Source organism: Comamonas aquatilis (genome assembly GCF_965139575.1).
GTDB classification, from domain to species: Bacteria; Pseudomonadota; Gammaproteobacteria; order Burkholderiales; family Burkholderiaceae_C; genus Comamonas; species Comamonas aquatilis.
The window spans coordinates 1-24,220 of sequence record NZ_CBCSIW010000021.1 but is presented as its reverse complement, the minus strand read 5'-3'; the positions used below and the strand labels follow the sequence as shown (position 1 = coordinate 24,220).

The following is a 24,220-nucleotide window of genomic DNA, read 5'->3' as shown; positions in this document are numbered from 1 at the left end:
GTAGAAGCTGCGCTGCATTGCAACAACGAACGTTTTTCTATGAGTTAACAAGCAAAAGAGCTGAGGTGTTTTCAGCACCGGTTTCTGCACAAGCGACGCAAGTCGGACGAGGCTGAAACCGCTGTGAAAAACAAGGCAGCTGAGGCGATGAAGAATGGGACGGATATGACTTGGCACGCGCAGCTTGCGCTGAACTACAGCTCGCAAACGCTTTCTGAGGGCGCACGCAAAACCTCGGTGCACTTCACCCACGATGGTCCGCTGCGCGTACTCAAAAGCCTGTATCCGGAAGGCTCGGAGATTTGCCACAACGTGCTGGTACATCCGCCCGGCGGCCTGGTCGGTGGCGATGTGCTCGATATTGCCGTGCAGGTAGAGGCCGGTGCACATGCGCTGGTGACCACGCCCGGGGCCACGCGCTTTTACAAAAGCAATGGAAAGCCGGCGCTGCAGCACACGCGTCTGAAACTGGCCGCCGGCGCGCGACTGGAGTGGTTGCCGCTGGAAGCCATTGCCTATAACGCTTGCGATGCCGTCAATCAGCTGGAGTTCGAGCTGGCCGAAGGCGCGCAGCTGCTGAGCTGGGATGTGACGGCGCTAGGCCTGCCTTTGGCGGACCAGCCTTATGCACAGGGCGTGTTCACCCAGCACCTGGAATGGCCGGGCCGTTTTCTGGAGCGAGGCGTGATCAGCGCCCAGGATGGCTTGCTGCTCGATGGCGCTCTGGGTCTGGCGGGGCGGCGCTGCATGGCCAGCCTGGTGTTTGCCAGCGGCTCGCCTATCTCGCGCCCGCTGCGCGAGACGCTGCTGGAGAGTACCCATGCGCTGCTGCAAACCTCGGCATCAAGCGCAGGGCAAGCGGTGGTGGCTGGTGTGACGGCGCCCAATGAACACATGCTGGTGCTGCGCGGCCTGGCGCCGGTGGTGGAGCCGGTGATGAATGTCTGGAAACAGGTCTGGACACATTGGCGCGCCGAACTCTGGGGGCTGCAAGGCAGCACTCCCAGAATCTGGAACATGTAGCGATCGTCGCGCGGCCAGGCTATCGATTACAAGGCCAGGACGATCTTGCTTTCGGCGGTTCTGGCGCGCGAGCAGCAGCTCATCATCTTGGTGCAGGCGGCGCGCTCCGAACGGGTCAGCACCATGTCGCGGTGGTCGATGTCGCCGGCAAGCACGGGGACTTCGCAGGAACCGCACAGGCCTTCGCGGCAATCGCATTCCACATCGATATTGGCGCTGCGCAGCGCGTCCAGCAGGGTCTCGTCCTTGCGTACCTGCAGCGTGATGCCGGACTCGCGTAGCTCCACTTCAAAGCCATGCTCCTTGGCCGGATCGAGTCCGCCCAGAGTGGAAGAAAAATGCTCCACGCGCAGGCTGTCTTCGGGCCAGTGGCGGCTGGCTTGTTCCAGGCCTTGCAGCATGCGCTGCGGGCCGCAGGCGTAGATCTGGGCGCCGGTTTTTGCGATGGCCAGCAGGTCGGAGTAATCGGCGCGCCGGCCTTCTTCGCCCACGTAAACATGCAGCCGATCGCCATGCAGCTCCTGCAATGATTTCAATAGCGCCATGCGCGCACGCTGGCTGCCGCTGTAGTGGATTTCATACGAGATTCCCAAGGCCTTGGCGCGCGCAGCCATGCTGGCAATCGGCGTGATGCCTATGCCGCCGGCGACCAAGATCAAATGCCCGGCGCTTTCATCGAGCTTGAAGTGATTGCGCGGGCCGCGCATCTGCACGCGCATGCCGGGCTGCAGCTGGGTATGCATCCATTCGGAGCCGCCGCGGCTGTGCTCTTCGCGCAGCACGGCGACTTCAAAGCTGTCGGTCTGCTCTGGGCTACCGCAGAGCGAGTATTGGCGGGAGATGCCGGTGTCGCCGCATTGCAGATCGATATGTGAGCCCGGCGTCCAGCGCGGCAGGTCGCGGCCGTCGGGGGCCTTCAGGCGCACGCGCAGCACGCCCTGGGCAATCTGCTCGGTGCTGGCAACGACCATGGAGCGGCTCACGCTGCCCGAAGATTCGCCGATGCGCACGGCTTGCTGCGCTTGCAGCACGGCCGGGTCTTTGCGCTCGGGATTTTGCGCGGTATCCCACTGCACCCACAGATGCTCGGGGCCGCGGAATGAGGTGTTGGGCACATAGCTGAACTCCTGCTCGGACAGGCGCATATGCGGCAGGCGACGGGTGAATTCTTCGAGGAAGATCTGCATTTCCATGCGCGCCAGATTCTTGCCCATGCACTGGTGCGAGCCATAGCCGAACGTCAGGTGGTCGCTGGCATTGTCGCGGTGGATGTCGAAGAAATCGGCGTCCACAAAATGCTGTTCATCGTGATTGGCCGAGGAGGTGACGATCAGCAGTTTGGATCCGGCGGGAATCGCTTGTCCGCCAATGACGGCATCCTGGGTGACCAGGCGTCGCCAGGCGGCGACCGAGCCGTTGTGGCGCAGGCATTCCTCCACGGCATTGGCGATCAGCGAGGGGTCTTCGCAGATTTCGCGCCATACCTTGGGATGCTGCAGCAGCAGCTTCATGGCATTGGCCGTGGCGTTGGCCGTGGTCTCGTGCGCGGCGACGATGCCGGCCATCATCATGGAGTGCAGATAGGAGTCGGTGACGACCTCGGGCATCTCGCGCTGCTTGCGTATGCCGTATTGCATCCAGCCCGGCGCCTCGGGGTCGGCGCGCATCTTGTCCAGCACCTTGCCGGCGTACTGCCAGAAGTTGCCCACGGCATGGGCCACGGCCACCTGCTCTTCTGGCTTGGGGCGGCCCCAGGTGTTGACGGTGTGGGCAATGCTGTACTGGCGCAGCGTGTCCATATCGTCCTTGGGCACGCCCAGAAAATGCATGGCCACCGTCAGCGGCACTTCCCACAGCATTTGATCGACTAGGTCGGCACTGCCGTCGTTGATGAAACGGTCCACATACTCGCGGGCCAGCTCGCGCACCATGGGTTCGTGATGCTTGAGCTCTTCGGGGGTGAAGGGCTCCATCAGCGCCCGGCGGCGCGGCATATGGGCGGGCTCGTCCTCGTTGACCAGCGTGCGGTTCAGCGCAAAGCCGTAGCTGGCCAGCACGGCATTGGCTTCATCGCCGGTGGGCGTGATTTTTTCCAGCGCAATCGAGGGGCTGAAGGTGAGGTTGTCGCGGAAGATGGCCTTGATGTCGTCAAAGCGGGTGACCACCCAGTAGCCCAGCTGCGGGCTGAAGAACACCGGCTCCTGCTCGCGCGCCCAGCGCACATATTCGGGCGGGTCCTGCTGATAGGCATCGCCAAAGGGATTGAAGTCGGCCGCACCGTGGCTGATGGGGCAGCCGGTCGGGCCTTTCTGGGCCGTGGCCTGGGTGAACTGGCTGTGATCTATGGGGCAGCGGGCGGGGGCGGAAACTGTCATGGCTATCTCACTCAAGGAGGCAGATTCAAGAGGCAGGCGGATGGGTCTGGAGCCATCGAAACGAAAGGCTGAGGAAAGGCAGAGGCGGCCTGCCGCCAGCCTCTGCGGGGAGCGTGCGAACGTTTAATCCAGCGTGATGTTCAAGTCCTTGATCAGCTTTTGCCAGCGCGTGCTTTCGCTGTTGATCAAGCTCTGGAACTGCTCGGGTGTGTTGCCCACGGGCTCCACGCCAAAGTCGATCAGTTTTTGCTTGACGGCCGGCTCGTTGATGGCGGCCACGACCTGCTTGTTGAGTGCGGCAATCACCGTGGCCGGCGTCTTGGCCGGGGCCACCATGCCGACCAGGGCTGCGGCCTGCACATTGGGCAGACCCAGCTCGGCAAAAGTGGGCACATCGGGCAGCTGTGGCAGGCGCGTGGCATTGGCCACAGCCAGCGGGCGCACCTTGCCGCCCTTGATGAAGCCAGCACCTGCGGCCATGTCCACCATCATCACGGGCAACTGGCCGCCGGCTACATCGGCCAGTGCCGGGGCCGCGCCGCGGTAGGGGGCGTGGGTGAGCTTGATGCCGGTCTCGCTCTTGAGCAGTTCCATGGCCAGATGGTGGGGGCTGCCGGCGCCGGCAGAGGCATAGTTGATGCCTTCTTTGCTGGCTTTGCCTTCGGCAATGAATTCCTTGGCGGTCTTGGCCTTCTCGCCCGGACCGGCCACCAAAATCATGGGGAAGCGGCCCATGAGCGTGACCGGTGCCAGGTCTTTGCCGGGGTTGTAGCTCAGGGTTTTGTAGAGCACGGGGTTGAAGATCAGCGTGCCGTTGTCGGCCGACAAGATGGTGTAGCCGTCGGCCGTGGCGCGGGCAGTTTCCGATGCGCCGATGGCGGTGTTACCGCCCGGACGGTTATCCACCACGATGGGCTGGTGGATCTGGCCACCCCAGGCCTGGCCTATGGTGCGCGCCAGGAAGTCCGAGCCGCCGCCGGCTGCGTAAGGCACGATCCAGCGCACGCTCTTGCTGGGGAATTTCTCCTGCGCTATGGCAGCTGTGGGTGCGCCGGCCAACCACAACATGCTGGTGGCCAGAACCGAGGCGGTAAAAAGGCGTTTGTTCATCGGATGTCTCCTTGGCGAGGGTGGTGTGTTTGCGGGTTTCTCGGGTGCCGCCCGGTCCGCTGTTCCGCTTTAATACGGATTCTTGATTTGCGTAATTTTGGTACGCATTGCGTAATTTCAGCGCAAGGGATTACCCGAAAACGGGCAGTTCTTGAGCGAGAATGGCCTGAAGTTGTTGATTGATAAGCGCAAGTAGCTATGAAAATTGATAAGAAAACTCGCTTGCAGACCGCCGTCCAGGCGCCACCCCCCAGTGCAAAACCGCTAGTCGAGCCAGACCAGCGCCGCCAGCGCGTGCAGGCGGCGGAAACCTGTCTGGCCGTGCTCAAGACCCTGGCCGGTCTGGGCGGGCGCGCCAGCCTGACGGCGATTGGTGCGGCGGTGGATGAGAGTCCCGCCAAGGTGCACCGCTACCTGGCCAGTTTGATGGCCGAAGGTCTGGTGGAGCAGGATCGAGGAGGCACGCAGTACGCGCTGGGCAGCGAGGCGATTCGCGTGGGTTTGGCAGCCATGCGCCAAAGCGATCCGATACGCGTGGCCGAGCCGGCCTTGGCGCATCTGCGCGAGAGTCTGCAGGTGACCAGTTTCATCGCCGTCATGGGCAACAAGGGGCCGGTTATCGTGCGCTTCGAGGAACCCGGCCTACCGGTGACGGTGAATGTGCGCGTGGGTTCGGTCATGTCTCTGCTGTGGTCGGCCACGGGCCGGGCATTTCTGGCCTTTATGGACGATCAGCCGCAGATTCAGGCCTTGCTGGAGCAGGAGCTGGCGCAGGCACCCAGGGAAAAGCGGGCGTTGCTGGATAAAACCGACCCGCTGGGGCGTTTGCGGGCCGAGATTCGTGCGGCCGGCTGCGCCTCGATTCGCGATATCAATCTGCCCGGCATCAGCGCCGTGGCAGCGCCCTTGTTCGACTACAACGGCCATGTCGTCGGTGTGCTTTGCGCGCTGGGCGCCAGCGGCGGGTTCGACCCTGACCCGCAAGGCCCGATTGCCCAGGCGATCTGCGCGGAGGCGGCGCGCGTCAGTGCCTCGCTGGGCTATCGGGCTCAGAGCTGACGAGAAAAATCAGGCCGGCTGTGGCGACTGTACGTTGACCATCCACGGCGTGCCGAAACGGTCCGTTACCATGCCAAAGCCCGGCGACCAGAACGTGGCCATGAAGGGCATGGTGACCTGCCCGCCTGGCACCAGGCCGTCAAACACGCGCTGGCCTTCGGCCTGGGTCTCCACGCCTATGGATACCCACAGACCTTGCGGTTTGCGGTAGCCGCCGCCACAGCTGTCGCTGGTCTGCGAGGGATCGGCCGGCATGGCGTCCGAAGCCATGATTGCCTGGGCGCCGACCTGCAGATGGATATGCATGATTCGTTGCTTGGCGGCATCCGAAAGTGGCGGTATGTTCTCGCCCGGCGGCATTTCGTCGAAACGCATCTGATGCAGGATCTGCCCGCCAAAAAGCTGGGCGTAAAACGCCATGGCCTCGGCGCAATCGCCGTCGAAGTTGAGGTAAGGAATGAACTGCATGGGCGTACTCTCCTGTGAAGGGTGGTGTGAACATGGGTCGCAAGGCATCGTAGGCAGGCGGTGCAGCGCTGTCCATGGGGTATTTGTCACCGTGCTGCACATCGTGTGCTCAGCTGTGACGAAGCCGCAGCCCTGTGTCAGCACGGTAAAGCGCGGCCATGGCAGACTTGCGCCTATGTCAGATCCCACTTTTCTTGTTGCCGATGATCACCCGCTGTTTCGTGCAGCGCTGATACAGATGCTGCGCGAACGCTTTGCGCTGTACAAGATTGTGGAAGCGGCCAGTGCCCAGACCGTGGGTGCTGCCATGCAGGACCATCCCGAGATCGAGCTGGTGCTGCTGGATCTGGCCATGCCTGGGGCCCGCGGCTTTTCGTCGCTGCTGCATGTGCGCGGCGAGTATCCCGAAGTGCCGGTGGTGGTGATCTCCTCCAATGAGCACCCGCGTGTGATTCGCCGGGCCCAGCAGTTTGGTGCGGCAGGATTTATTCCCAAGTCGGCCTCAGCCGACGATATGGCTGCTGCGTTGCTGGCCGTGCTGGATGGGGATAACTGGTTTCCCTCCATGGCTGCCGAGCGCTCGGAGGCCGATGCGGCGCTGGCGGCCAAGCTGGCCCAGCTCACGCCCCAGCAGTTTCGCGTGCTGCTGTGCATTGCCGACGGCCTGCTCAACAAGCAGATCGCCCATGAGCTGGGCCTGGCCGAGAACACCGTCAAAGTGCATGTGACGGCGATTCTCAAAAAGCTGGAGTGCTACAGCCGCACCCAGGCGGCGGTACTGGTCAAAAGCCTGGAGCCGGAGAGCGATCTAGGCTAGGCTGAGAACGCCAACACGTTCTTAGTCCTTCTCGCGGCGCAGCAGCATCTGGCTGATCAGTGCCCGCAAGGCTGCGGGACGCACGGGCTTGAGCAAAAAACCCCAGCCTTTTTCTGCCGCCTGGCGGCGCAGAGCAATGTTGTGCTCTGCGGTCACGAGAATGACCAGCGGCTCCTGGCCCCAGCGCTGGCACAGCTGAGGATAAAGATCAGGTCCGTAAAACTCGCCCATGCGCACATCGAGCAGAAGCATCTGTGGTGCGTTGCCGGCGGCCGCCAGATCCAGCGCGGCTTGCGGGCCGCCCGCATGCTGCACCTGGCAGCCCCAGCGTTGCAACAGAGCCGAGGTGGCCTGGCAGCTGGGGGCATCGTCGTCTATGTACCAGGCGGTGGCGCCTTGCATGCTGTCTTCTCTGGCGGGATCGGCTTGGGCCGGCGGGTCCGCCGCTTCGGGTGCGGGCACGGCTTCGTGGCCCAGCGGGACGACGACCCAGAACACGCTGCCTTTGCCCAGCTCGGAACGCAGTCCGATCTCATGGCCTAGCAGTTTGCCGAGTCTGTCCACGATGGCCAGGCCCAGGCCTGCGCCCCGGTCTTGGTCGTGGCCCTCGTTGAGGCGGCGAAACTCCTCAAAAATCTCGCGTTGCAAGCCCTTGGGAATGCCTGGGCCCTGGTCGTGCACCTCGATGCGCAAAGAGTCGCCCTGGCGGCGACAGCCTATCAGTACCCGTCCCTGGGGCGTGTAGCGGATGGCATTGGAGAGCAGGTTTTGCAGAATGCGCCGCAGCAGCGCTTCATCGCTATGAATGGTGTAGCGCGAATCGATGGCGGTGAGCTCAAGGCCGCGGCTTTCGGCAATGATGCCGAAGTTGTGCTGCATGACCTGCAGCAGCGGGCCCAGCGCAAAGTCGCGTCGGTGCACTGCCAGCTGGCCGGATTCCATGCGCGAGATATCGAGCAGGCTGTTGAGAATGCCGTCCTGGGCGGCCAGGGCTCCGTCAATGCTGTCTGCCACGTGGCGTGAGGATTCGTCGTGCAGATGGCTGCGCAGCAGCGAGCTGAACATGCGTGCCGCATTCAGCGGTTGCAGCAAATCGTGCACGGCTGCGGCCACAAAGCGGGTCTTGTAGCGGTTGGCGCGCTCGGCTTCGCGCTTGGCCTGGGCCAGATCCCGGGTGCGCTCTTCCACGCGTTTCTCCAGCGTATCGGCCAGAGTGCGCAGCTCGCGTGCCGCATTCTTGTAGCTGGTGATGTCGGCGTAGCTGGTGACGAAGCCGCCGTCGGGCAGGGGGGTGCCGCGGATTTCCAGCACCGTGCCGTCATCCTTGGCGCTTTCATGCAGATGAGCTTTGCCGCTGCGCAAATGCTCCAGGCGCCGCTCTATGGCTTCTTCCACGTCGGTCTTGCCCAGCAGGCCGCGCCTGGCGTTGTGGCGTATCAGGGTCTCGATGGGCTGGCCCACACGCATCAGCTCGGGCGGGTAGCGAAACAGCTCCACATAGCGTGAATTCCAGGCGACCAGATGCAGTTGTGCGTCGATCACTACCACGCCTTGCGGCAGATGTTGCAGGCTGCGCGAGAGGCCGGTATCGGCCTGCTTGGCGGCTTGGACAATACCGTCCTGTGCGGTGCGCAGCTCCTGGGCATGCTGGTGCAGCACGGTTTCCAGCTCCTGGCGGCTGCGTTGGCGCAAGGCCGCCAGACGCTGGCGCTGGCGTATGTAGAGCACCAGAAGCGCCACGGCCAGCCACAGGCCGCCAGCGGCCAGCGCAGCCCAGCGGCTGTGGGTAGAGGCGTTTTGCGTGTTGTGCAACAGGTGCAGCTGCCATTGGGTATCGGGCAGGTTCAGGCTTTGCCAGAGTACCGGTGCGGCAAGTGGAGGCTCGGAAAAGCGGACCAGCCGGCCGCCGTCTGCAGCCTCGTTGTCGAGCTTGTACTGCATGGGCTGCAGGTTTTCGTCCGCGAACTGGCGGGTGGCCTCCATCTCGCTGACTTCGTGTGCTGCCAGCGGGCGCAGCAGCCGGTAACGCCAGGCTTCGTTACTGGTCAGAAAGACCACGCCATGGTCGTCGGTGGCCATCACGATATCGGGCGACTGCCGCCACTCGCGCTCCAGCTCCTGCAGCTCGATCTTGATCGCCACCAGCCCCAGTATCGCGCCCTGATCGTCGCGTATGGCCTGCGACAGAAAGTAGCCGGGCTGGCCTGTTGTCATGCCTATGCCGTAAAAGCGCCCGCTGCCCATGGCCAGGGCTTGTTGCACATAGGGGCGAAAGCTGTAGTCCTCGCCCACATTGCTTTGGTTGCCGCGCCAGTTGCTGGCGGCCAGGGCTTTGCCGTGCAGATCCAGCAGGGTGAGGGTGGAGGCGCGGCTGGCGCCATTGGCCTGCTCCAGCTTGCGGTTGAGCTGATCGACCTCGACCGCAGACAGGCGGTGGCCCAGGGCGGTCTTGAGCTGCTCATCCAGCGCCAGCACTTCCGGTAGCGTGCGGTAGCGGTCAATGCGCTGGCTCAGCGTCTGGGCGTACAGCGTCAGCTGGCGCTGCACGCTGGCGCTTTCATCGAGCATGGCTTTTTGCAACGCAAGCTGGCCGGCGACCAGCATGACGATGCACATGCTGACCAGTAAAAACAGCAGGGTCCAGATCAGGCGGTGGCGTACAAATCGCATGGGCAGGCAAGGCGCAAAGGTGTTGGCAGGGTGAAATGCTCTCCAGTGTGAGCTTTTGGCGTCAAGGGATTACCCTAGGTTTGCACGGACTCTCCATAGGGAGAGCGGATTCTCTAATACCAATAGGTTATCGGCACAAAAACTGGGCAGCAGTACAACCGGACACCACGGCGCACCCACATGGTGCATTCCCATTTGCTTTTCGCAGGCACAGCATGCACGCCATACCTACCGAAGTCGCTCAGCTCGAGCGCTTGCCTTTTTACCGCCAGCTGTACTTTCAGGTGGTGTTCGCCATCATCCTGGGTGTGTTGCTGGGGCACTTCGAGCCGGCCTATGGCGCGGCCATGAAGCCTTTTGGCGATGCCTTCATCAAGCTGATCAAGATGATCATCGCGCCGGTGATCTTTTTGACCATCGTCACCGGCATTGCCAATATGACGCATCTGAGCACCGTGGGTCGCGTGTTCGGCAAGGCCATGGCGTACTTCCTGACCTTTTCCACGCTGGCGCTGATCGTGGGCCTGATCGTGGCCAATGTGATGCAGCCGGGCTCGGGCATGCACATCAATGTGGCCGATCTGGACCAGAAGGAAGTCAACTCCTATGTGGCCAAGTCGCACGACATGACGCTGACCGGCTTTGTGATGGACATCATCCCCAAGACGCTGATCAGCCCGTTTGTGGGCGACAACATCCTGCAGGTGCTGATGGTGGCCGTGCTGTTCGGCATCTCGCTGGCCATGGTGGGTGATTCGGGCAAGCCCGTGCTGAATTTCTTCGAAGCGCTGACCAAGCCGGTGTTCAAGCTGGTGAACATCGTGATGAAGTTCGCTCCCCTTGGTGCTTTTGGTGCCATGGCCTTTACCATTGGCAAGTTTGGTTTGGGATCACTGCTCAATCTGGCCGAGCTGGTGCTGACCTTCTACATCACCTCGGCCGTGTTCGTGCTGGTGATCCTGGGCACCGTGGCCCGCCTTTGCGGCTTCTCCGTGCTCAAGCTGATCCGCTACCTCAAGGATGAGCTGCTGCTGGTGCTGGGCACTTCCTCGTCGGAATCGGCCCTGCCTTCGCTGATGCAGAAAATGGAAAAAGCCGGCTGCAGCAAGTCTGTGGTGGGTCTGGTCGTGCCCACGGGCTATTCGTTCAATCTGGACGGCACGAATATCTACATGACGCTGGCGGCCCTGTTCATTGCCCAGGCCACCGACACCCATCTGACGCTGGGCCATCAGGTCGCGCTGCTGCTGGTGGCCATGCTGTCGTCCAAGGGCGCGGCCGGCGTGACCGGCGCTGGCTTCATCACCTTGGCCGCGACCCTGGCCGTGGTGCCCGAAGTGCCCGTGGCCGGCATGGCCCTGATTCTGGGCGTGGACCGCTTCATGTCCGAATGCCGCTCGCTGACCAACTTCATCGGCAATGCCGTGGCTACCGTGGTTGTCTCCCGCTGGGAAAATGCTCTGGATTACCAGCAGCTGGATGCCGCCCTGGAGGGCAAGGCGCTGCCTGAGCCCGTGGTGCAGCAGCATGCCTGATCGCTGCATGCAGAGGCGGATGTGACACCTCTGACCTGCTGATACAGCCAACCGCCCCGACGGCAAAGTCGGGGCGGTTTTTTTATGGATTTTGAATTACAGCCTTTGATGAGCCTGCGCAGTCAGCTATGAATTTTGCAGATGTGCTGTGAGCGATTGTCACCAGCAAAAACATCTGCCAGCGCCTCCTCAATACCTAGATCTGTGTGCTGAGCGCAACTCATAGCCCAACAGGTCTGACAGGGTGTTACAGAAAGCGCGGCTTTCGCTGATAGATTGTGTAGGTTTGCCCATTCACCCGGATAGAGATGAAACCAAAAATCAATTTCATTGAGAGGGAGCGCATGTTCAGGCGTGAGCTGAAAAGACGACGAGTGAAATTCTTGCCCATGCAGGTCTTGCGACGCATGTTTGAGCAAGCCGGTATCTAGCGCCGCCAAAGCGCCCTACCGGCGGCCAGCCGCAGAAAATCGCTGAAATGCCGCTTCAGTGCTGCGGCTGGGGCGCTGCAGCCAGCAAGTCATAAGCCGCGCGCACGCGCAGCGCGTCGCGGCCCAGGCGCCGGCTCAGCGGCAAAAAGCGCACCCAGGCCAGTTTGCGCACGGTCGCTGCCAGGACCTCCTGGGCATCTGCGGGCATCGCTTTCACAAAGGCCGCCCATTGCGTCTGAGCCTGGGTCATGCCCCCGCTTTCCAGCACAAACAAGGCGGTGGACTGGGCGTAGTTGAGCGCATCACGCGCCAGGCATACGGCCCGGGGCAGATGGGCGGCCGGGTCGTCTTCAAAGTCGATGAAGCCGATTACGCCATCGGCGCAGCACACCATGTTGCGGGCCACGGCCTGGCTCAGCACTTCGCCTTTGGCGTGCACCTGGGCCAGGGCATCCAGCCCCTGCTGCCAGAGGGCGAGCACGGCCTGCGCTCCCTCTGGGATGGCGCTTTCTATGGCATTGGTCAGCGATGGGGAGTCTTCGCCCGGGCGGCCCAGATGGCGCATGACAAAAGCCGTTTGCGAGACGGCCAGCACCTGGGGCACACGCAGGCCCAGAGCCTCAAAACTGCGCAGGCGGCGCACCTCGGTGGCAAGGGACTGCGCTCCGCCGGGGTTGGGCACGGGTTGCAGCACGGGGGCGCTGAACAAACGGGCCAGCCAGCGCAGCAACTGGTAGTTCAGAGCCGGGTTGCCCTGGGCCGCGCGTTTGACCCACAGCGTCTCATGCGGCAGCTCGTAACGCATGATGTTGTGCGCTTGCTGCTCATGCCCCTTCAGGAAAACTTCGTAATTGATAGCTTTATCCGCAAGCGTTGTATTGGCTTGAGGCGAAAAATGATCAGAATTCTTGGTGTCGGACACGGGAGAGTGCTATCGAAGTAAGGAACAGGGGCCGCACCTTGGAGCATCAAGTCCAGATACTGTTGCGCGACGGCAAAGCCTGCGATTGTGCCGCGCCCGAGGGCCCCGGCGCAGAAGGGCGCAGCATGGGTTCGCGCAGCGCCTGGAAACTCTGGGCCGAGGCCAGCGGCCAGTAGTTCTGAAACACCTTGTGCTGCTTGTCCAGCGAGTGCAGCAAAGCGCCGGGCTCTACCCGCAAAATCAGGTTGGACAAGAGGCTGACCTGGGTATCGTCCAGCCTGCGCACGATGTGGTGTGCCGTGATCTCGTTGGGATGCTTGAGGCCGGCGGCCTGCACCAGCTCCATCAGCGCATGCAAGGTGTTCTTGTGAAAATTGGCCACGCGCGTGGCCTTGTCCGGAACGACCAGGGCTTTCTGGCGCACCGGGTCCTGGGTGGTCACGCCCGTGGGGCAGGTGCCGGTATGGCAGGTTTGGGCCTGAATGCAACCCAGGGCCATCATGAAGCCGCGCCCCGAATTGCACCAGTCCGCGCCCAGGGCCATCATGCGGGCGATATCGAAGGCGGTGATGACCTTGCCTGCCGCGCCAATCTTGATACGGTCCCGCAAATTGGCGCCGATCAGCGTGTTGTGGACCAGCAGCAAGCCCTCCTGCAGCGGCACGCCCACATGGTCGACAAATTCCACGGGGGCGGCGCCGGTGCCGCCTTCTGCGCCGTCGACCACGATGAAATCCGGGGTGATGCCGGTCTCCAGCATGGCTTTGACCATGGCAAACCACTCCCAGGGGTGGCCCACGCAGAACTTGAAGCCCGTGGGCTTGCCGCCCGAGAGGCGACGCAGCCTGGCGATGAACTGCATCAGCTCCACCGGTGTAGAAAACGCGCTGTGACTAGACGGTGAAATGCAGTCAACCCCCACGGGGATGCCGCGAGCTGCTGCGATTTCAGGAGTGACCTTGGCGCCGGGCAGCATGCCGCCGTGGCCGGGCTTGGCGCCCTGGCTGAGCTTGACCTCAATCATCTTGACCTGCGGGTCGGTGGCGTTGGCCACGAATTTTTCTTCGCTAAAGCTGCCATCCGCGTTGCGGCAGCCAAAGTAGCCCGAGGCCACTTCCCAGATCAGATCGCCGCCATGTACGCGGTGGTACTGGGAGATGGAGCCTTCGCCCGTGTCGTGAATGAAACCGCCCATTTTGGCGCCCTGGTTGAGCGCCTGAATCGCATGGGCCGACAGCGCACCAAAGCTCATGGCCGAGATATTGAAAACGCTGGCGTGATAAGGCTGGGTGCAGCTTTCCTCGGAGGGCGAGAGCGTATCGGGCGAGGCCCCGATCCAGAGGCGAAAATCGTGCGAGGGCAGTTTGGTGGGCTGCATGGAATGGTTGACCCATTCATAGCCTTGCTGGCCCACATCCAGCTGGGTGCCGAACGGGCGGTTGTCCACCTGGCCTTTGGCGCGCTGGTAGACCAGCGAGCGCTGGGCGCGGGAAAAAGGCTGGGCTTCGGTATCGCCCTCGATGAAGTACTGGCGGATCTCGGGGCGGATGAACTCGAAGATAAAGCGAAAGTGCCCCATGACGGGGTAGTTGCGCAAGATGGCATGGCGGGTTTGCAGCAAATCCCAGAGACCCAGCAAGACCAGCAGGGCCGAGACCAGCAGCCAGCCCAGGCCTTTTTGCTGGGTCAGCAGCGTGTAAAACGACAGGCACAACACCAGCGCAGAAATGATCAGCGCGCTGTAGCGCAGGGGCAGACTATTGAAGAAGCGATGCACTGCAGATACTCCCATGGCAGGGTATGTTGATGATGGCCCGCTAAAATTCGGCCCTGTACGGGTGCATCCAATCTGGATGCTTGAGCCCCATGGTCTATCGCCCATCGCCCGGCCCTGCACTTCGATAGTGATGAAAACAGTCCGGGCCATCATAGAAGCCTTTCCCAATGCAAGAACAAGCAACAACCCCCGCCGCTGCAGATGCAGCCACCTCCGACATGCCCCAGGGCGCGCTGAGCAACGAGCAGCTCGAAGAACTGGATGCGCTGCTCGACGAGCTGCGTACACGCGGCGACGAAGTCCCTCAGTGGGAGTTCTGCGACGGTTTTCTGACCGCCCTGGTCTGCACACGCCGTCCCATCGAGGCTGCCGAATACCTGCCCATGCTGCTGGGCGATGGCGAAGCTTTGGACGTGGCGCAAGGCCAGCCGCTGCCCAAGCTGGACGTGTTCAAGGACGAGGCTCAGCAAGCACGCTTCATGGAGCTGTTCGAGCTGCGCATGGCCGAGGTGCGCGAGCAACTGGGCACCGAAGTCAAGTCCCTGGCCGATGACATGGCCTTCCAGCCCGAAGCGCTGGACACCCGTGGCGCCATCCTGATGCTGCCCGAAGCCGAGCAAGCTGAACTGGCAGACGAGGAAGTGCCTTCCTTCTCCCAGGTCTGGGCGCTGGGCTTTATGTTCGTGGTGGAAAACTGGGCCGAGGAATGGGCCGCTCCCCGCGACAAGGAAGCCGCCCAGTGGCTGGATGCCGCCATGGAGTTCATCGTCAACCTGACCGAAGACGACACCGACACGCCGGCGCTGAACCTGTACGACGAAGCCGGCCCCGCATCGACCAGCCAGGAACGTGTGGACGCCTTTGGAGAAGCCATCTGGGCCGTGTATGACCTGCACCAGCTGTGGAAGAGCATGGGCCCGCGCCAGGAAACCATCGTCAAGGGCGAGCAACCCGGCCGCAACGATGCCTGCCCTTGCGGCAGCGGCAAGAAGTTCAAGAAGTGCCACGGCGCCTGATCTAGCGATCCGCAGACGGGCTTGATTGAAACCTGGGAGCATCGGGCATGACGCATATCGGTGAGCGTATCCGAGCCCGCCGTGGCGAGCTGGGCATGTCGCAAGGGCGGCTGGCCGAGGCTGCGGGCATCACGGCTTCGGCCGTGTCCCAGATCGAGTCCGGTGCCATTCGCAACCTCAAAAGCGAGACCTTGAACCGTCTCGTCTTTGCCCTGCAGACCACGGCGCTGGAACTGACGGCCGGGCTGGGCGCCGAGAAACAGAGTCTGCCTGCCGACGAGCTGCTGCTGCTGGAGGCTTACCGCTCACTGCCGGAGTCATTCAAGCTTATTGCGCACAAACTCATCAAAGCCCTGCAATAAGGCTTTGCCGCCCATCGAAAAGGCCTGCTGACAGCAGGCCTTTTTCGTTTTGAAACCACATCACTGAAATAAATAAGGGGTTTCACTAGTTCTCGTTGTAGGAGAGATTTCTTGGGAATGTAAGAAACAAATGATTGTTTTGTACAGGAGATAAGAAAGACGGCGTGAGACAGGTGCGATGGCTGTAAGTTTTCCGACGCTTTGATATCTAAGTATTTGTTTTTTAATGATTATTTAAAGAAATTTATTTTTCATCTTGTCTAGACTTAGTTGTCAGCTACTTCTCTGTAAGTGTCGATAGATATTTCAAATATTTCTATTTGTATCTTTATTCTCTAAGATTTGTTCCACGGTGGTTCAAAGAGTCTCCGTAGTTCTCAACCTGTTGATGAAGGAGCAAATCATGAAAGACCAGATCGTTCAATTTCTGCGGGATGAAGAAGGTGCAACTGCTATTGAGTACGCATTGCTTGCCGGGCTTGTAGCAGTTGGTTTGGTTGCTGCACTCGGTGATCTGAAAACAGGTTTGGCAGATCTTTTTAAGCTGGTTGTAGATAAACTTCCAAAAACTTAATGAGCTCTGCAATCGGATTTGTATTTTTGATTTGGCTTTGTGCTGGAGCGGCATGTGATGCCATTTATCGAAAATGTTTTAACTGGCTTGTGATTTCAGGATTCGGATTGGCATTGGGGACTGTTGTTCTGGCTCCTGAAACTCACCCTATAGGTATTGAGCTGAAAGAGAGTTTAATAGGCGGTTTACTGGCGTTTGGTACATTATTATTTTTTTATATGTTAGGGCTGATGGGGGCTGGTGATGTGAAATTTGCTGCAGTCCTTGGTGCCTGGGTTGGCTGGAAGTTATTGTTGCCTGTTTGGGCTCTAAGTTGTGCTTTTGCTTTAGTGCATGGCTTGATAGCGCGGTACGATCATAAATATATCTTTATGAATTTTATCCATGTCAATAAAGAGGAGATGAATATAAAGAGGAAATTTATTCCTTATGTAACTTATATGTCATTGGCTACTATTATCGTGCTAATGTTAAAAATTAATTAAAAAGAAATGAGGGCATATGCAAGTTAGAAAGCGTGAGCAAGGTGCCGCTTCTATTGAATTTGCCATTGTTTTCCCATTTTTCTTTTTGATTTTTTATGCCGTTGTCACTTACGGTCTGATTTTCGCTGCACAGCAAACTTTAACTTTGGCCGCTGCTGAAGCTGCGCGAGCGGCGGTTAGATATCCGGCGCAACTGCCCGCCAATACGTCGCAACTGGCGGCACGCAAGAGCGCGGCTTGCGCCATGGCGAATGGTGCTGTGGATTGGCTAAGAAAAATAGGGGCAGGCTTAGGTGGAACAGCTTGCTCAGACAGCGCAACAAGCGATGCGGCAGGGATTTATGTTTCTTCAGGTGACTGCACAGGAATTGCCGCGAGTTCAGGCTTTTCCTGTGTGAATGTCCGTATCAATTACAGCTATGCAAGCGCACCTTTGATCCCAAGATTGCTGGGGCCGTTGTTGAGTTTGCCTACGCCGGATGTATTGAGAGCGCGCGCAGTGGCGCAGGTCAGTCTGGTGGATGGATGAGGTTGAAAAGTCTTGCCAACGATGCAAGGCATAAAAAAGGGGGGAGCTATGGTGAACCTGGCCAAAATTGCAGTCGGGGTGTTGTTGGCGCTTGCGCTGACCTTGGGCATTTACGGTTGGATGCTGGCAGGCTCGCCCAACACCGCCGATCCACCGAGCTCGGAGGCCCATGCCAGCCCAAGGCCCGCTGCGGAGCTGGAGGTGGTGGTTGCGGCACAGGCCGTGATTGCAGGCCAGGCGCTCAAGGCCGAGGATTTGCAGATGGCAGCTTTGTCTTCCAGGCCCGATGGTGCTTATGACTCGGTGCAGGCCGCTGTGGGTGCAGTTCCCGCAGTGGATGTACCTAAAGGAGCCCCCGTCTTGGCGGGGCAGATGGCGACTGGCCTGGCACTCAAGGTGCCGGATGGCGAGCGTGCCGTAGCCGTCAAGGTGGATGAAAGCATTGGTGCCGGCAACCGCATTCGCCCCGGTGACTTTGTCGATGTGTTCTTTGTGCTGCGCCGCGATGGCAATGAGATTGACCAGAGTCAGGCGAGATTGCTGCTCTCGCGCAAGCGGGTGCTGGCCTATGGCGCGGCGTCGGTGGATGCGTTGAGCAGCAGCGCGGAAAAGACCGAGGGCAAGCAAAGCCCTAGCAGCCCGGAAAATGCACGTACTGCCGTGTTGTCTGTACCTGTGGACGAGGTCAGCCGCCTGGCGTTGGGCGGCTCCAGCGGCAGCCTGCTATTGGCGCTGCGCAATCCCGCCGATCTGGGTGAGCCCGACCTGGAACGCTTTGCGCCCATGCCGGGGGTGCTGGCGGTTTCTCTGCCCAAAGGCGCTGCGGCCAGCGCTAGCACCAAGGCCAAGCTGGACGGTGTGGATGCGGCACAGGCCGGAGTGGCCATGAGTTCCTTGTCTGGCGGTGGGGCTCTTGTGCGACCTACCGTACGAGCCGTCGCTCCAATGCAGGCCAAGGCTGCAGTACCTCGGGTGCGACCCGCGTCTAGCGATTCTTCGCTGGCCGTGGAGTATGTTCGCGGCGCTACCACACAAACAGTGCATTACTAATATGAAAAAAAATAGCACTTACCCCTTGCTTCGTATGCCTCTGGGTCAGATTTTTATTCGGAAAACTACGCTGATGCTGAGCTTGTCTCTGCTGCTGGCAAGCGGTGTGTCGGCACAGGATGCGCAAAGCGGCTCCAGCCCCGGCGCAGCAAGCGTGGCGCGGCCTGCAGGTGTCGGCGAAGTGCCTCTGATCATGGGGGCCCAGCACGAAATGAGCTTTCCGTCCGGTGTGGAGCGCATTGCCATTGGCGACGATGCTGTGGCCAGCGTGAATATCCAACGCGTCGGCAAAGGCGCTGCCGCAAGAATTCTGATCACGCCCTTGAAACCGGGCGCCACCACGCTCATGGTCTGGCCGCGCGGTGCGACGCAGGCGCACAGTTACTGGCTCAATGTCCAGCAGCGCGTTCAGCTGCGTACCAACAAGGCATCCAGTCTGGTGGAGCAGCAGTTTGCCAGCGAGCTGGCCGCTGCTCAGGTGGCAGAAAAGGTCAAGGCGGTCGACCTGTCCAGCGTGCAACTGAAAAGCAATGTGGTGCAGGTGGATGTGAAAGTGGTGGAGTTCAACAAGTCCCTGATGAAAAAAGTGGGCATGAACCTGTTCAGCACCGGAGCCAACAGCCACGGATTCAGTTTCGGCATTCTGGGCAGAGGCAGCTTTGCCGGAGGTGGTAGCTCCATCACGGGAGCGCTGGCAACGCCCATGAGCCAGGCCTTCAATTTGCTCATGCAGTTTGACAAGGCGGGTATTGGCCTGAACCTGGGCATGTTGGAGGGCAATGGCTTGGCGCGCGTCATGGCATCTCCTACGCTGGTGGCCATGTCGGGGCAAAGCGCCAACTTTCTCTCCGGCGGTGAAGTGCCCGTGCCCGTGCCTGCGGGCCAGGGCCTGGTGGCCATTCAATACAAGCCCTACGGCATTGGCCTGACGGTATCGCCCACCGTGCTCTCAAATGAACGCATCGTGCTCAAGGTGGCCCCGGAAGCCAGCGAGCTGGACTACAACAACTCGGTGGCCATACAGGGTGTCTCTGTGCCTGCGATCACCACCCGTCGCGCCGACACCACGGTGGAGCTGGGAGATGGCGAGAGTTTTGTGATTGGCGGCCTGGTCAGTCGCAACACCATCTCCTCTGCCGACAAGGTGCCGCTGCTGGGTGACATACCCATTCTGGGCGTGCTGTTCAAGCGCCAGGAGTTCAGCCAGAAAGAAAGCGAACTGGCCATTGTGGTCACCCCAAGATTGGTCAAGCCGCTGGCGCGGGACGTGAATGTGGAGCCTTTGCTGCCAGGGCGCACCGAGCAGCGCGATCCCATGGTCTGGGGGCCGTGGCTGGCTGGCGGCATATCGCGAAGTATTGCGCCAGGTTTCTCGCGCTGAAGGGCAAGGCATGAATATGCGTATGGACCCGTTGCATGTGAAAACGCCACCATCCCAGGGGCAGGAGAGCGGCCTCCTGCGCGTCGTACTTGCAACCCAGTCATCGGCACATGCCTTCTGGCTGGCCAGTGCTCTGGGCGATGCCGCACAGGTGGTTCCTGCTCCTCTGGACGCTGCGCAGCTTCAACCCTTGCTTGTCGCATCCGGTCTGGGCGCGGTGGTGGTGGATTTCTCAGCACCGAGCACCGAGGCTGCTGCCATGGTGGTTGCCGAAGTGCGCAGACAGTGGCCCGGCGTGGCATTGCTGGGGGCAGGTTCCCCCGCCGATCCGGCTTCCATGCTGGCTGCGCTGCGCTCCGGTGTGGTGGAGTTCGTGGACTGGCAGGCCAGTGCCGCAGAAGCCGGCAGCACGCTCAAGCGCCAGCTGCTGGCAAGGCCGGCCTTGGCCGCAGTGAACGAGAGTGATGACAGTCACTTCATCTTGCCCTTGCTGGGGGCACGGGTCGGCATGGGCGTGACCACGTTGGCCACCCATCTAGCCGTGATGCTGCAGCAGATGCAGGCCCATGATGCACAGCAAGCCAATCATCCAAAGGCGCAACGGAAATTCGGCCTGCATCAGCCGTCGCAGTCGCACGAGCACCACGCCGCCTTGCTGGATCTGGGCCTGCCGGCACGCGATGGGCTGCTGTATCTGGGGGTCAGCGGCAGCTTCAGCTTTGCCGATGCTGTGCACAACCTGCGCCGGCTCGATGCAACATTGTTGGACTCTGTACTGGACCAGCATGCATCCGGGGCCACGACTCTGGCTTGGCCTGCGGACCTCTCCAAGCTGCGCGAAGTCAGTCCCGCGTCGGCCACCAGCGTGATGCAGACGCTCAAGCCCTTGTTCAAGGCGCAGGTCGTGGATCTGGGAGGGCTGGGGCAGGTGGACTTTGTGGTACCTGTGCTGCGAGAGGCATCTCGGGCCTGGGTAGTTTGCGATCAGTCCATGGGCGGCATTGTCTCCACGGCGCAGATGCTCAAGGAGCTGGAATCCAAAGGCGTGGATCGCAGCATGCTCAAGCTGGTCATCAACCGCTTCAATGCGCAGGCAGGTCTGCCTGCCAAAGAGCTGGCCCTGAGGCTGGGTCTGGAGCTGATGCATGTGGTGCCTGACCGGGCCACGGCTTTGCTCAATGCCGCCAGCTGTGGGCAGTTGTTGAGCGAGACCATGCGCGGTGATCTGTTTGTGACCAGTATTCGCAATATGTCGCGGGGATTGCTGGGCAGCCCGCTCAAGGATGAGGTGGCTTCCAGCGGCGTGCTGTCCCAGTGGGCCAAGCGCCTGAGGAGAGGTGCATGAGCATGGACATTGTGTTTGCAGCGCAGACCAGCAAGTTCTCGGACTCCAAGCAGCTGCTGCTGATCAAGAACGTGGCGCATGAGCATCTGCTTACGCGGGTGGAGGAGCTGGGTGCGATCTTTGCCAAATGGTCGGTGGGCCGGGTACGCCTGTTTGTGCAGCAGGAGCTGGATCAGTTTGTGCGTCAGCAGCGCTTTCCCGTCAACGATGAGGAAGTGCAGTGGATTGCTCAGGCGCTGATCAAGGAGCTATCAGGTCTTGGGCCGCTGGATGATCTGATGGCCGACCCTGAGGTCGAAGACATTCTGATCAACGGTTACGAAAGAGTTTTTGTCTCGCGCAGAGGCGTGCTCAAGCAGGAGACACTGCATTTCACCGACAACGCCCATGTACTGCGCATCGTGCGGCGTATCATCTCGCCTTTGGGGCGCAGGCTGGACGAGTCCACCCCCATGGTGGATGCCCGCTTGCCGGATGGCGGGCGTATCAATGTGGTGATTGAGCCGCTGTCGCTCGATGGCCCGGCAGTCTCCATTCGCAAGTTCCGCAACGATCCGCTCAAAGTGCAGGACATGGTGCAGTTCGGTACGCTGGATGAAGGCATGGCCAAGCTGCTGGAGCTCGCTGTCAGGGAACGTTGCAATATTCTGATCAGCGGCGGCACCAGCTGCGGCAAGACATCCATGCTCAATGCCATAGCCGGCTTCATCCCTGAAAACGAGCGGGTGGTGACGATTGAGGACACGGCCGAGCTGACACTGCCTCACCCGCATGTGGTGCGCATGGAAAGCCGCCCGGGCGGCTTTGATGGCGCGGGTGTGGTCTCGATCCGTGATTTGCTGCGCAATAGTTTGCGCATGCGGCCCGACCGCATTGTGGTCGGTGAGGTGCGCGGTGCCGAGGTGCTGGAGATGCTGCAGGCCATGAACACCGGCCACGACGGCTCCATGGCCACCATCCATGCCAGCTCGGCGCGCGAGTGCCTGCATCGCATGGAGATGCTGGCCGGGTTTGCCGGCTTTCAGGGCAGCGAAACCAGCTTGCGCAGACAGATATCGAACGCGCTGGATTTCATTGTGCAGATCAGCCGTCTGCCCAATGGCAAGCGGCGCATCACGTCCATCACGGAAGTGACGGGTATTGTGGATAACGTGATTGCGACGCAGGAGCTCTATCGCCACGAATTCATCCCACAAGCCAATGGTGAGGATCTGGAGCGCTGGACCAGCATGGGCCTGGTGCCGCATACGCCCAAGCTGGCCCGCTACAGAGCGGTGCTGCAACATGCCGTTGGCAATGGGGTGCGTCATGGATAGCCGTGCCTTGATCCTGCTGAGTCTGGCGTTGCTGATCGCCGCCGCCGCTGTGGGGCTATGGGTGTATGTCGGGCGGCGGCAGCGCCATCAGAAAATGGTGGCGCATGTGCAGCAAAGCCTGGTCAAAACTGCTCAGGCCGCCGCAGGCAAGGCCTTTGATCCTGCGGACACCGCGCCTGGCGAGCCGGCTTTGCTCAAGGAAAAAAGCAAAGGTTTGCCGGTGCCTGCCATGCTGCTGGGCACGGTCAGCGTGTATTTTTTCTATGCGGCACTGGCGCTGATTGCCGTGGTATTTCTGTGGGTTAGTGTCCAGGCTGGCTGGCTTGCCGGTGCGGCCATGCTGGTGGTCTTGTCGATCGGTTTTTTCTTTCTCCTGTTGACCCGCGTGCAGAAGTACCGCTTGCGGCTGACTCAGCAGCTTCCCGGTTTTCTGGACAACATGGTGCGCCTGGTGACTCTGGGAAATTCCATTCAGGCGGCTTTTCAGATGGCGTGCATGACCAGCAAGGAACCGTTGCGCGCCGTGATGGAAAAGGCTGCCAGCTTGGCGCGAGCGGGTATGGAATTGGATCAGGCGGTTGCCTTGGTGGCCCGCCAGACCCGCCTGGATGAGTTGCATTTGCTGGCCGCCATTTTGCGTATCAGCGTGCGCTACGGAGGCCGGGTCGATGTACTGCTGGAGCGTGTCGCCAATTTCATGCGGGACCGTGAACAAGCCGAGCAAGACCTGTCTGCCATGACCTCCGAGACACGCATGTCGGCCTGGGTGCTCAGTCTTTTGCCGCTGGTGGTGTGCGGTCTCATCATTTCATTCAATGCCGGCTACTTTCTGCGCATGTGGGAAGACGCCAGCGGTCGCAACATCATCTGGGCTGCGGCCGCGCTGCAGGTCTTTGGCGTGCTGCTGCTGTACCGCTTGGCCAAGCTGGAAGACGGAGGCTAGACGATGGAAACCTCTCGAATGCTGGTACTGCTCAGCTTGGCCTTGCTCGTGTTGGCCCTGCTCATCGCCGCTGGTGTGATTGCCCATGCTCAGCAGCGCAAGGAGCGTATCAGCGGAGTGGTGCAGGCGGCATTGGATCGCCAAGGTACAGCTGCAGCATCCTCGACCCTCAATGCCGGGTTTGAAGCGCAGATCCAATACGGAGAAAGCGGTGAGAAGCTGCCTTTGCACTGGCTCAATAGCTCTTTTGGCAAGGCGCTGGTCGCCGACGAAGACCGTGCGCTGCTGGGCCAAAGCGGTTGGGGTTCGTCGCGCGGGCAGCTGTATTTTTTGATAGTCCGCTGCGCAGCTGCCTTGTTGCTGCCGGTGGTTACTGCCTTTGTGTTATCGAACAGCAAACACTTTTTCCTGAGCCTGTGCCTGGCGTTTGTGCTGGGATTTTTGTTGCCCAAATGGGCGTTACGCAGCATGGCCAAACGGAAAAAATCCTGCGCGGCTAGGGAGCTGCCACTACTGGTGGATTTGCTGGGCTTGTTGCAAGGCACGGGTATGAGTCTGGATCAGACCCTGCAAGTCATTGCCGCCGATTTTGGCAATGTGATGCCTGTACTCTCCAAGGAGGTGAGCATGGTCAATCAGCAATACAGCCACGGCAGTACCCGAGAGCGCTCTTTTACCCGGATGAGCGAGATTTACCAGAACGAGAATCTGGCCAATCTCACGGCCTTGTTGTTGCAGATCGATAGACACGGCGGTGCCGTGCAGGAGCCGCTCAAGGTTTTTGGCGAGCGTCTGCGCGAGCAGCGCAAGGCCCGCATGAAAGAAATGATTGGGAAGATCTCGGTCAAGATGACAGGCGTCATGGTGGTGACCCTGCTGCCGGCCTTGATTATTGTGACGGCGGGGCCAGGCTTTTTGGCCGTGATCCGTGCGTTGGGAGGAATGAGCCGATGAGAAAAAACCATAGCGCTTTGGTGTTGCCTGCGGTGGCGGCCATTACAACCTTGCTGACGGGGTGTGCCGGGCTGGGGC

The 24,220-nt window shown here is 60.7% G+C and carries 21 protein-coding genes; 15 read left to right on the top strand and 6 right to left on the bottom strand.

Annotated features, from left to right (window positions below; genetic code table 11):
• Nucleotides 1–165 precede the first annotated feature (165 nt).
• Nucleotides 166–1,023, top strand: a complete 858-nt coding sequence (locus tag ACNAZA_RS18675; RefSeq protein WP_415798027.1) for an urease accessory protein UreD — start codon at nt 166–168, stop codon at nt 1,021–1,023.
• Between the two features lie 26 nt (nt 1,024–1,049).
• Here ACNAZA_RS18675 and ACNAZA_RS18670 read toward each other — a convergent pair whose 3' ends face one another.
• Both ACNAZA_RS18670 and ACNAZA_RS18665 read right to left on the bottom strand, forming a co-directional pair.
• A complete protein-coding gene (locus ACNAZA_RS18670; RefSeq protein WP_415798026.1) occupies nt 1,050–3,398 on the bottom strand; it encodes a cytochrome P450/oxidoreductase in 2,349 nt (782 codons plus the stop codon).
• A 123-nt stretch (nt 3,399–3,521) separates the two neighbouring features.
• Nucleotides 3,522–4,508: a Bug family tripartite tricarboxylate transporter substrate binding protein gene (locus ACNAZA_RS18665; RefSeq protein WP_415798025.1), complete on the bottom strand. Its 987-nt coding sequence runs from the start codon at nt 4,506–4,508 to the stop codon at nt 3,522–3,524.
• Between the two features lie 198 nt (nt 4,509–4,706).
• Between ACNAZA_RS18665 and ACNAZA_RS18660 the strand changes: the two genes are divergently transcribed.
• Complete coding sequence (locus tag ACNAZA_RS18660) at nt 4,707–5,567, top strand: IclR family transcriptional regulator (protein WP_415798024.1); 861 nt, start codon at nt 4,707–4,709, stop codon at nt 5,565–5,567.
• Nucleotides 5,568–5,576: 9 nt separating this feature from the next.
• Here the strand turns inward: ACNAZA_RS18660 and ACNAZA_RS18655 are convergent, their stop codons facing one another.
• Complete coding sequence (locus tag ACNAZA_RS18655) at nt 5,577–6,035, bottom strand: VOC family protein (protein ID WP_415798023.1); 459 nt, start codon at nt 6,033–6,035, stop codon at nt 5,577–5,579.
• A gap of 175 nt (nt 6,036–6,210) precedes the next feature.
• On the opposite strand from ACNAZA_RS18655, the gene ACNAZA_RS18650 reads away from it, so the two are divergent.
• Nucleotides 6,211–6,852, top strand: coding sequence for a response regulator (locus ACNAZA_RS18650; RefSeq protein WP_120971806.1), 642 nt, complete (start codon nt 6,211–6,213; stop codon nt 6,850–6,852).
• A 21-nt stretch (nt 6,853–6,873) separates the two neighbouring features.
• On the opposite strand, the gene ACNAZA_RS18645 is transcribed toward ACNAZA_RS18650, so the two are convergent.
• Nucleotides 6,874–9,522 carry a hybrid sensor histidine kinase/response regulator gene (locus ACNAZA_RS18645; RefSeq protein ID WP_415798022.1) on the bottom strand — a complete coding sequence of 883 codons (2,649 nt, stop codon included), beginning with the start codon at nt 9,520–9,522 and terminating at the stop codon, nt 6,874–6,876.
• A 215-nt stretch (nt 9,523–9,737) separates the two neighbouring features.
• Between ACNAZA_RS18645 and ACNAZA_RS18640 the strand changes: the two genes are divergently transcribed.
• Nucleotides 9,738–11,057, top strand: coding sequence for a dicarboxylate/amino acid:cation symporter (locus ACNAZA_RS18640; RefSeq protein ID WP_415798020.1), 1,320 nt, complete (start codon nt 9,738–9,740; stop codon nt 11,055–11,057).
• A gap of 486 nt (nt 11,058–11,543) precedes the next feature.
• Here ACNAZA_RS18640 and ACNAZA_RS18635 read toward each other — a convergent pair whose 3' ends face one another.
• The gene (locus ACNAZA_RS18635; protein WP_415798019.1) at nt 11,544–12,293 is read right to left on the bottom strand and encodes a BUD32 family EKC/KEOPS complex subunit; all 750 of its coding nucleotides are present in this window, start codon (nt 12,291–12,293) and stop codon (nt 11,544–11,546) included.
• A 163-nt stretch (nt 12,294–12,456) separates the two neighbouring features.
• A complete protein-coding gene (locus ACNAZA_RS18630) occupies nt 12,457–14,202 on the bottom strand; it encodes an FMN-binding glutamate synthase family protein (protein WP_415798017.1) in 1,746 nt (581 codons plus the stop codon).
• Between the two features lie 203 nt (nt 14,203–14,405).
• On the opposite strand from ACNAZA_RS18630, the gene ACNAZA_RS18625 reads away from it, so the two are divergent.
• The 11 genes from ACNAZA_RS18625 (at nt 14,406) to ACNAZA_RS18575 (ending at nt 24,142) form a co-directional block, all read left to right on the top strand.
• The gene (locus ACNAZA_RS18625; RefSeq protein ID WP_415798070.1) at nt 14,406–15,203 is read left to right on the top strand and encodes a UPF0149 family protein; all 798 of its coding nucleotides are present in this window, start codon (nt 14,406–14,408) and stop codon (nt 15,201–15,203) included.
• Nucleotides 15,204–15,250: 47 nt separating this feature from the next.
• Complete coding sequence (locus ACNAZA_RS18620; protein WP_415798016.1) at nt 15,251–15,565, top strand: helix-turn-helix domain-containing protein; 315 nt, start codon at nt 15,251–15,253, stop codon at nt 15,563–15,565.
• Between the two features lie 403 nt (nt 15,566–15,968).
• Nucleotides 15,969–16,139 carry a Flp family type IVb pilin gene (locus ACNAZA_RS18615; protein ID WP_415798015.1) on the top strand — a complete coding sequence of 57 codons (171 nt, stop codon included), beginning with the start codon at nt 15,969–15,971 and terminating at the stop codon, nt 16,137–16,139.
• Nucleotides 16,139–16,624, top strand: a complete 486-nt coding sequence (locus ACNAZA_RS18610) for an A24 family peptidase (RefSeq protein WP_415798014.1) — start codon at nt 16,139–16,141, stop codon at nt 16,622–16,624. Before ACNAZA_RS18615 ends, ACNAZA_RS18610 begins: the two co-directional genes overlap by 1 nt.
• Nucleotides 16,625–16,640: 16 nt before the next feature.
• Nucleotides 16,641–17,153, top strand: coding sequence for a TadE family protein (locus tag ACNAZA_RS18605; protein ID WP_415798013.1), 513 nt, complete (start codon nt 16,641–16,643; stop codon nt 17,151–17,153).
• A 48-nt stretch (nt 17,154–17,201) separates the two neighbouring features.
• Complete coding sequence (gene cpaB, locus ACNAZA_RS18600) at nt 17,202–18,203, top strand: Flp pilus assembly protein CpaB (RefSeq protein WP_415798012.1); 1,002 nt, start codon at nt 17,202–17,204, stop codon at nt 18,201–18,203.
• Between the two features lie 73 nt (nt 18,204–18,276).
• Nucleotides 18,277–19,584 carry a type II and III secretion system protein family protein gene (locus tag ACNAZA_RS18595; protein ID WP_415798011.1) on the top strand — a complete coding sequence of 436 codons (1,308 nt, stop codon included), beginning with the start codon at nt 18,277–18,279 and terminating at the stop codon, nt 19,582–19,584.
• Between the two features lie 10 nt (nt 19,585–19,594).
• The gene (locus ACNAZA_RS18590) at nt 19,595–20,929 is read left to right on the top strand and encodes an AAA family ATPase (protein ID WP_415798010.1); all 1,335 of its coding nucleotides are present in this window, start codon (nt 19,595–19,597) and stop codon (nt 20,927–20,929) included.
• Entirely contained in the window at nt 20,926–22,245 is a 1,320-nt protein-coding gene (locus tag ACNAZA_RS18585; RefSeq protein ID WP_415798009.1) for a CpaF family protein, read from the top strand. Before ACNAZA_RS18590 ends, ACNAZA_RS18585 begins: the two co-directional genes overlap by 4 nt.
• Complete coding sequence (locus ACNAZA_RS18580; protein WP_415798008.1) at nt 22,238–23,188, top strand: type II secretion system F family protein; 951 nt, start codon at nt 22,238–22,240, stop codon at nt 23,186–23,188. Before ACNAZA_RS18585 ends, ACNAZA_RS18580 begins: the two co-directional genes overlap by 8 nt.
• Before the next feature lie 3 nt (nt 23,189–23,191).
• The gene (locus tag ACNAZA_RS18575; protein WP_415798007.1) at nt 23,192–24,142 is read left to right on the top strand and encodes a type II secretion system F family protein; all 951 of its coding nucleotides are present in this window, start codon (nt 23,192–23,194) and stop codon (nt 24,140–24,142) included.
• Nucleotides 24,143–24,220 lie beyond the last annotated feature (78 nt).

Bases quoted from the DNA above. Each gene is read 5' to 3' on its own strand.
- ACNAZA_RS18610 (WP_415798014.1), top strand. From the start codon at position 16,139: ATGAGCTCTGCAATCGGATTTGTATTTTTGATTTGGCTTTGTGCTGGA.
- ACNAZA_RS18620 (WP_415798016.1), top strand. From the start codon at position 15,251: ATGACGCATATCGGTGAGCGTATCCGAGCCCGCCGTGGCGAGCTGGGC.
- ACNAZA_RS18640 (WP_415798020.1), top strand. From the start codon at position 9,738: ATGCACGCCATACCTACCGAAGTCGCTCAGCTCGAGCGCTTGCCTTTT.
- ACNAZA_RS18665 (WP_415798025.1), bottom strand. From the start codon at position 4,508: ATGAACAAACGCCTTTTTACCGCCTCGGTTCTGGCCACCAGCATGTTG.
- ACNAZA_RS18660 (WP_415798024.1), top strand. From the start codon at position 4,707: ATGAAAATTGATAAGAAAACTCGCTTGCAGACCGCCGTCCAGGCGCCA.
- ACNAZA_RS18580 (WP_415798008.1), top strand. From the start codon at position 22,238: ATGGATAGCCGTGCCTTGATCCTGCTGAGTCTGGCGTTGCTGATCGCC.
- ACNAZA_RS18635 (WP_415798019.1), bottom strand. From the start codon at position 12,293: ATGCGTTACGAGCTGCCGCATGAGACGCTGTGGGTCAAACGCGCGGCC.
- ACNAZA_RS18585 (WP_415798009.1), top strand. From the start codon at position 20,926: ATGAGCATGGACATTGTGTTTGCAGCGCAGACCAGCAAGTTCTCGGAC.
- ACNAZA_RS18675 (WP_415798027.1), top strand. From the start codon at position 166: ATGACTTGGCACGCGCAGCTTGCGCTGAACTACAGCTCGCAAACGCTT.
- ACNAZA_RS18625 (WP_415798070.1), top strand. From the start codon at position 14,406: ATGCCCCAGGGCGCGCTGAGCAACGAGCAGCTCGAAGAACTGGATGCG.
- ACNAZA_RS18670 (WP_415798026.1), bottom strand. From the start codon at position 3,398: ATGACAGTTTCCGCCCCCGCCCGCTGCCCCATAGATCACAGCCAGTTC.
- ACNAZA_RS18650 (WP_120971806.1), top strand. From the start codon at position 6,211: ATGTCAGATCCCACTTTTCTTGTTGCCGATGATCACCCGCTGTTTCGT.
- ACNAZA_RS18645 (WP_415798022.1), bottom strand. From the start codon at position 9,522: ATGCGATTTGTACGCCACCGCCTGATCTGGACCCTGCTGTTTTTACTG.
- ACNAZA_RS18655 (WP_415798023.1), bottom strand. From the start codon at position 6,035: ATGCAGTTCATTCCTTACCTCAACTTCGACGGCGATTGCGCCGAGGCC.
- ACNAZA_RS18630 (WP_415798017.1), bottom strand. From the start codon at position 14,202: ATGGGAGTATCTGCAGTGCATCGCTTCTTCAATAGTCTGCCCCTGCGC.
- ACNAZA_RS18590 (WP_415798010.1), top strand. From the start codon at position 19,595: ATGAATATGCGTATGGACCCGTTGCATGTGAAAACGCCACCATCCCAG.
- cpaB (WP_415798012.1), top strand. From the start codon at position 17,202: ATGGTGAACCTGGCCAAAATTGCAGTCGGGGTGTTGTTGGCGCTTGCG.
- ACNAZA_RS18615 (WP_415798015.1), top strand. From the start codon at position 15,969: ATGAAAGACCAGATCGTTCAATTTCTGCGGGATGAAGAAGGTGCAACT.
- ACNAZA_RS18575 (WP_415798007.1), top strand. From the start codon at position 23,192: ATGGAAACCTCTCGAATGCTGGTACTGCTCAGCTTGGCCTTGCTCGTG.
- ACNAZA_RS18605 (WP_415798013.1), top strand. From the start codon at position 16,641: ATGCAAGTTAGAAAGCGTGAGCAAGGTGCCGCTTCTATTGAATTTGCC.
- ACNAZA_RS18595 (WP_415798011.1), top strand. From the start codon at position 18,277: ATGCTGAGCTTGTCTCTGCTGCTGGCAAGCGGTGTGTCGGCACAGGAT.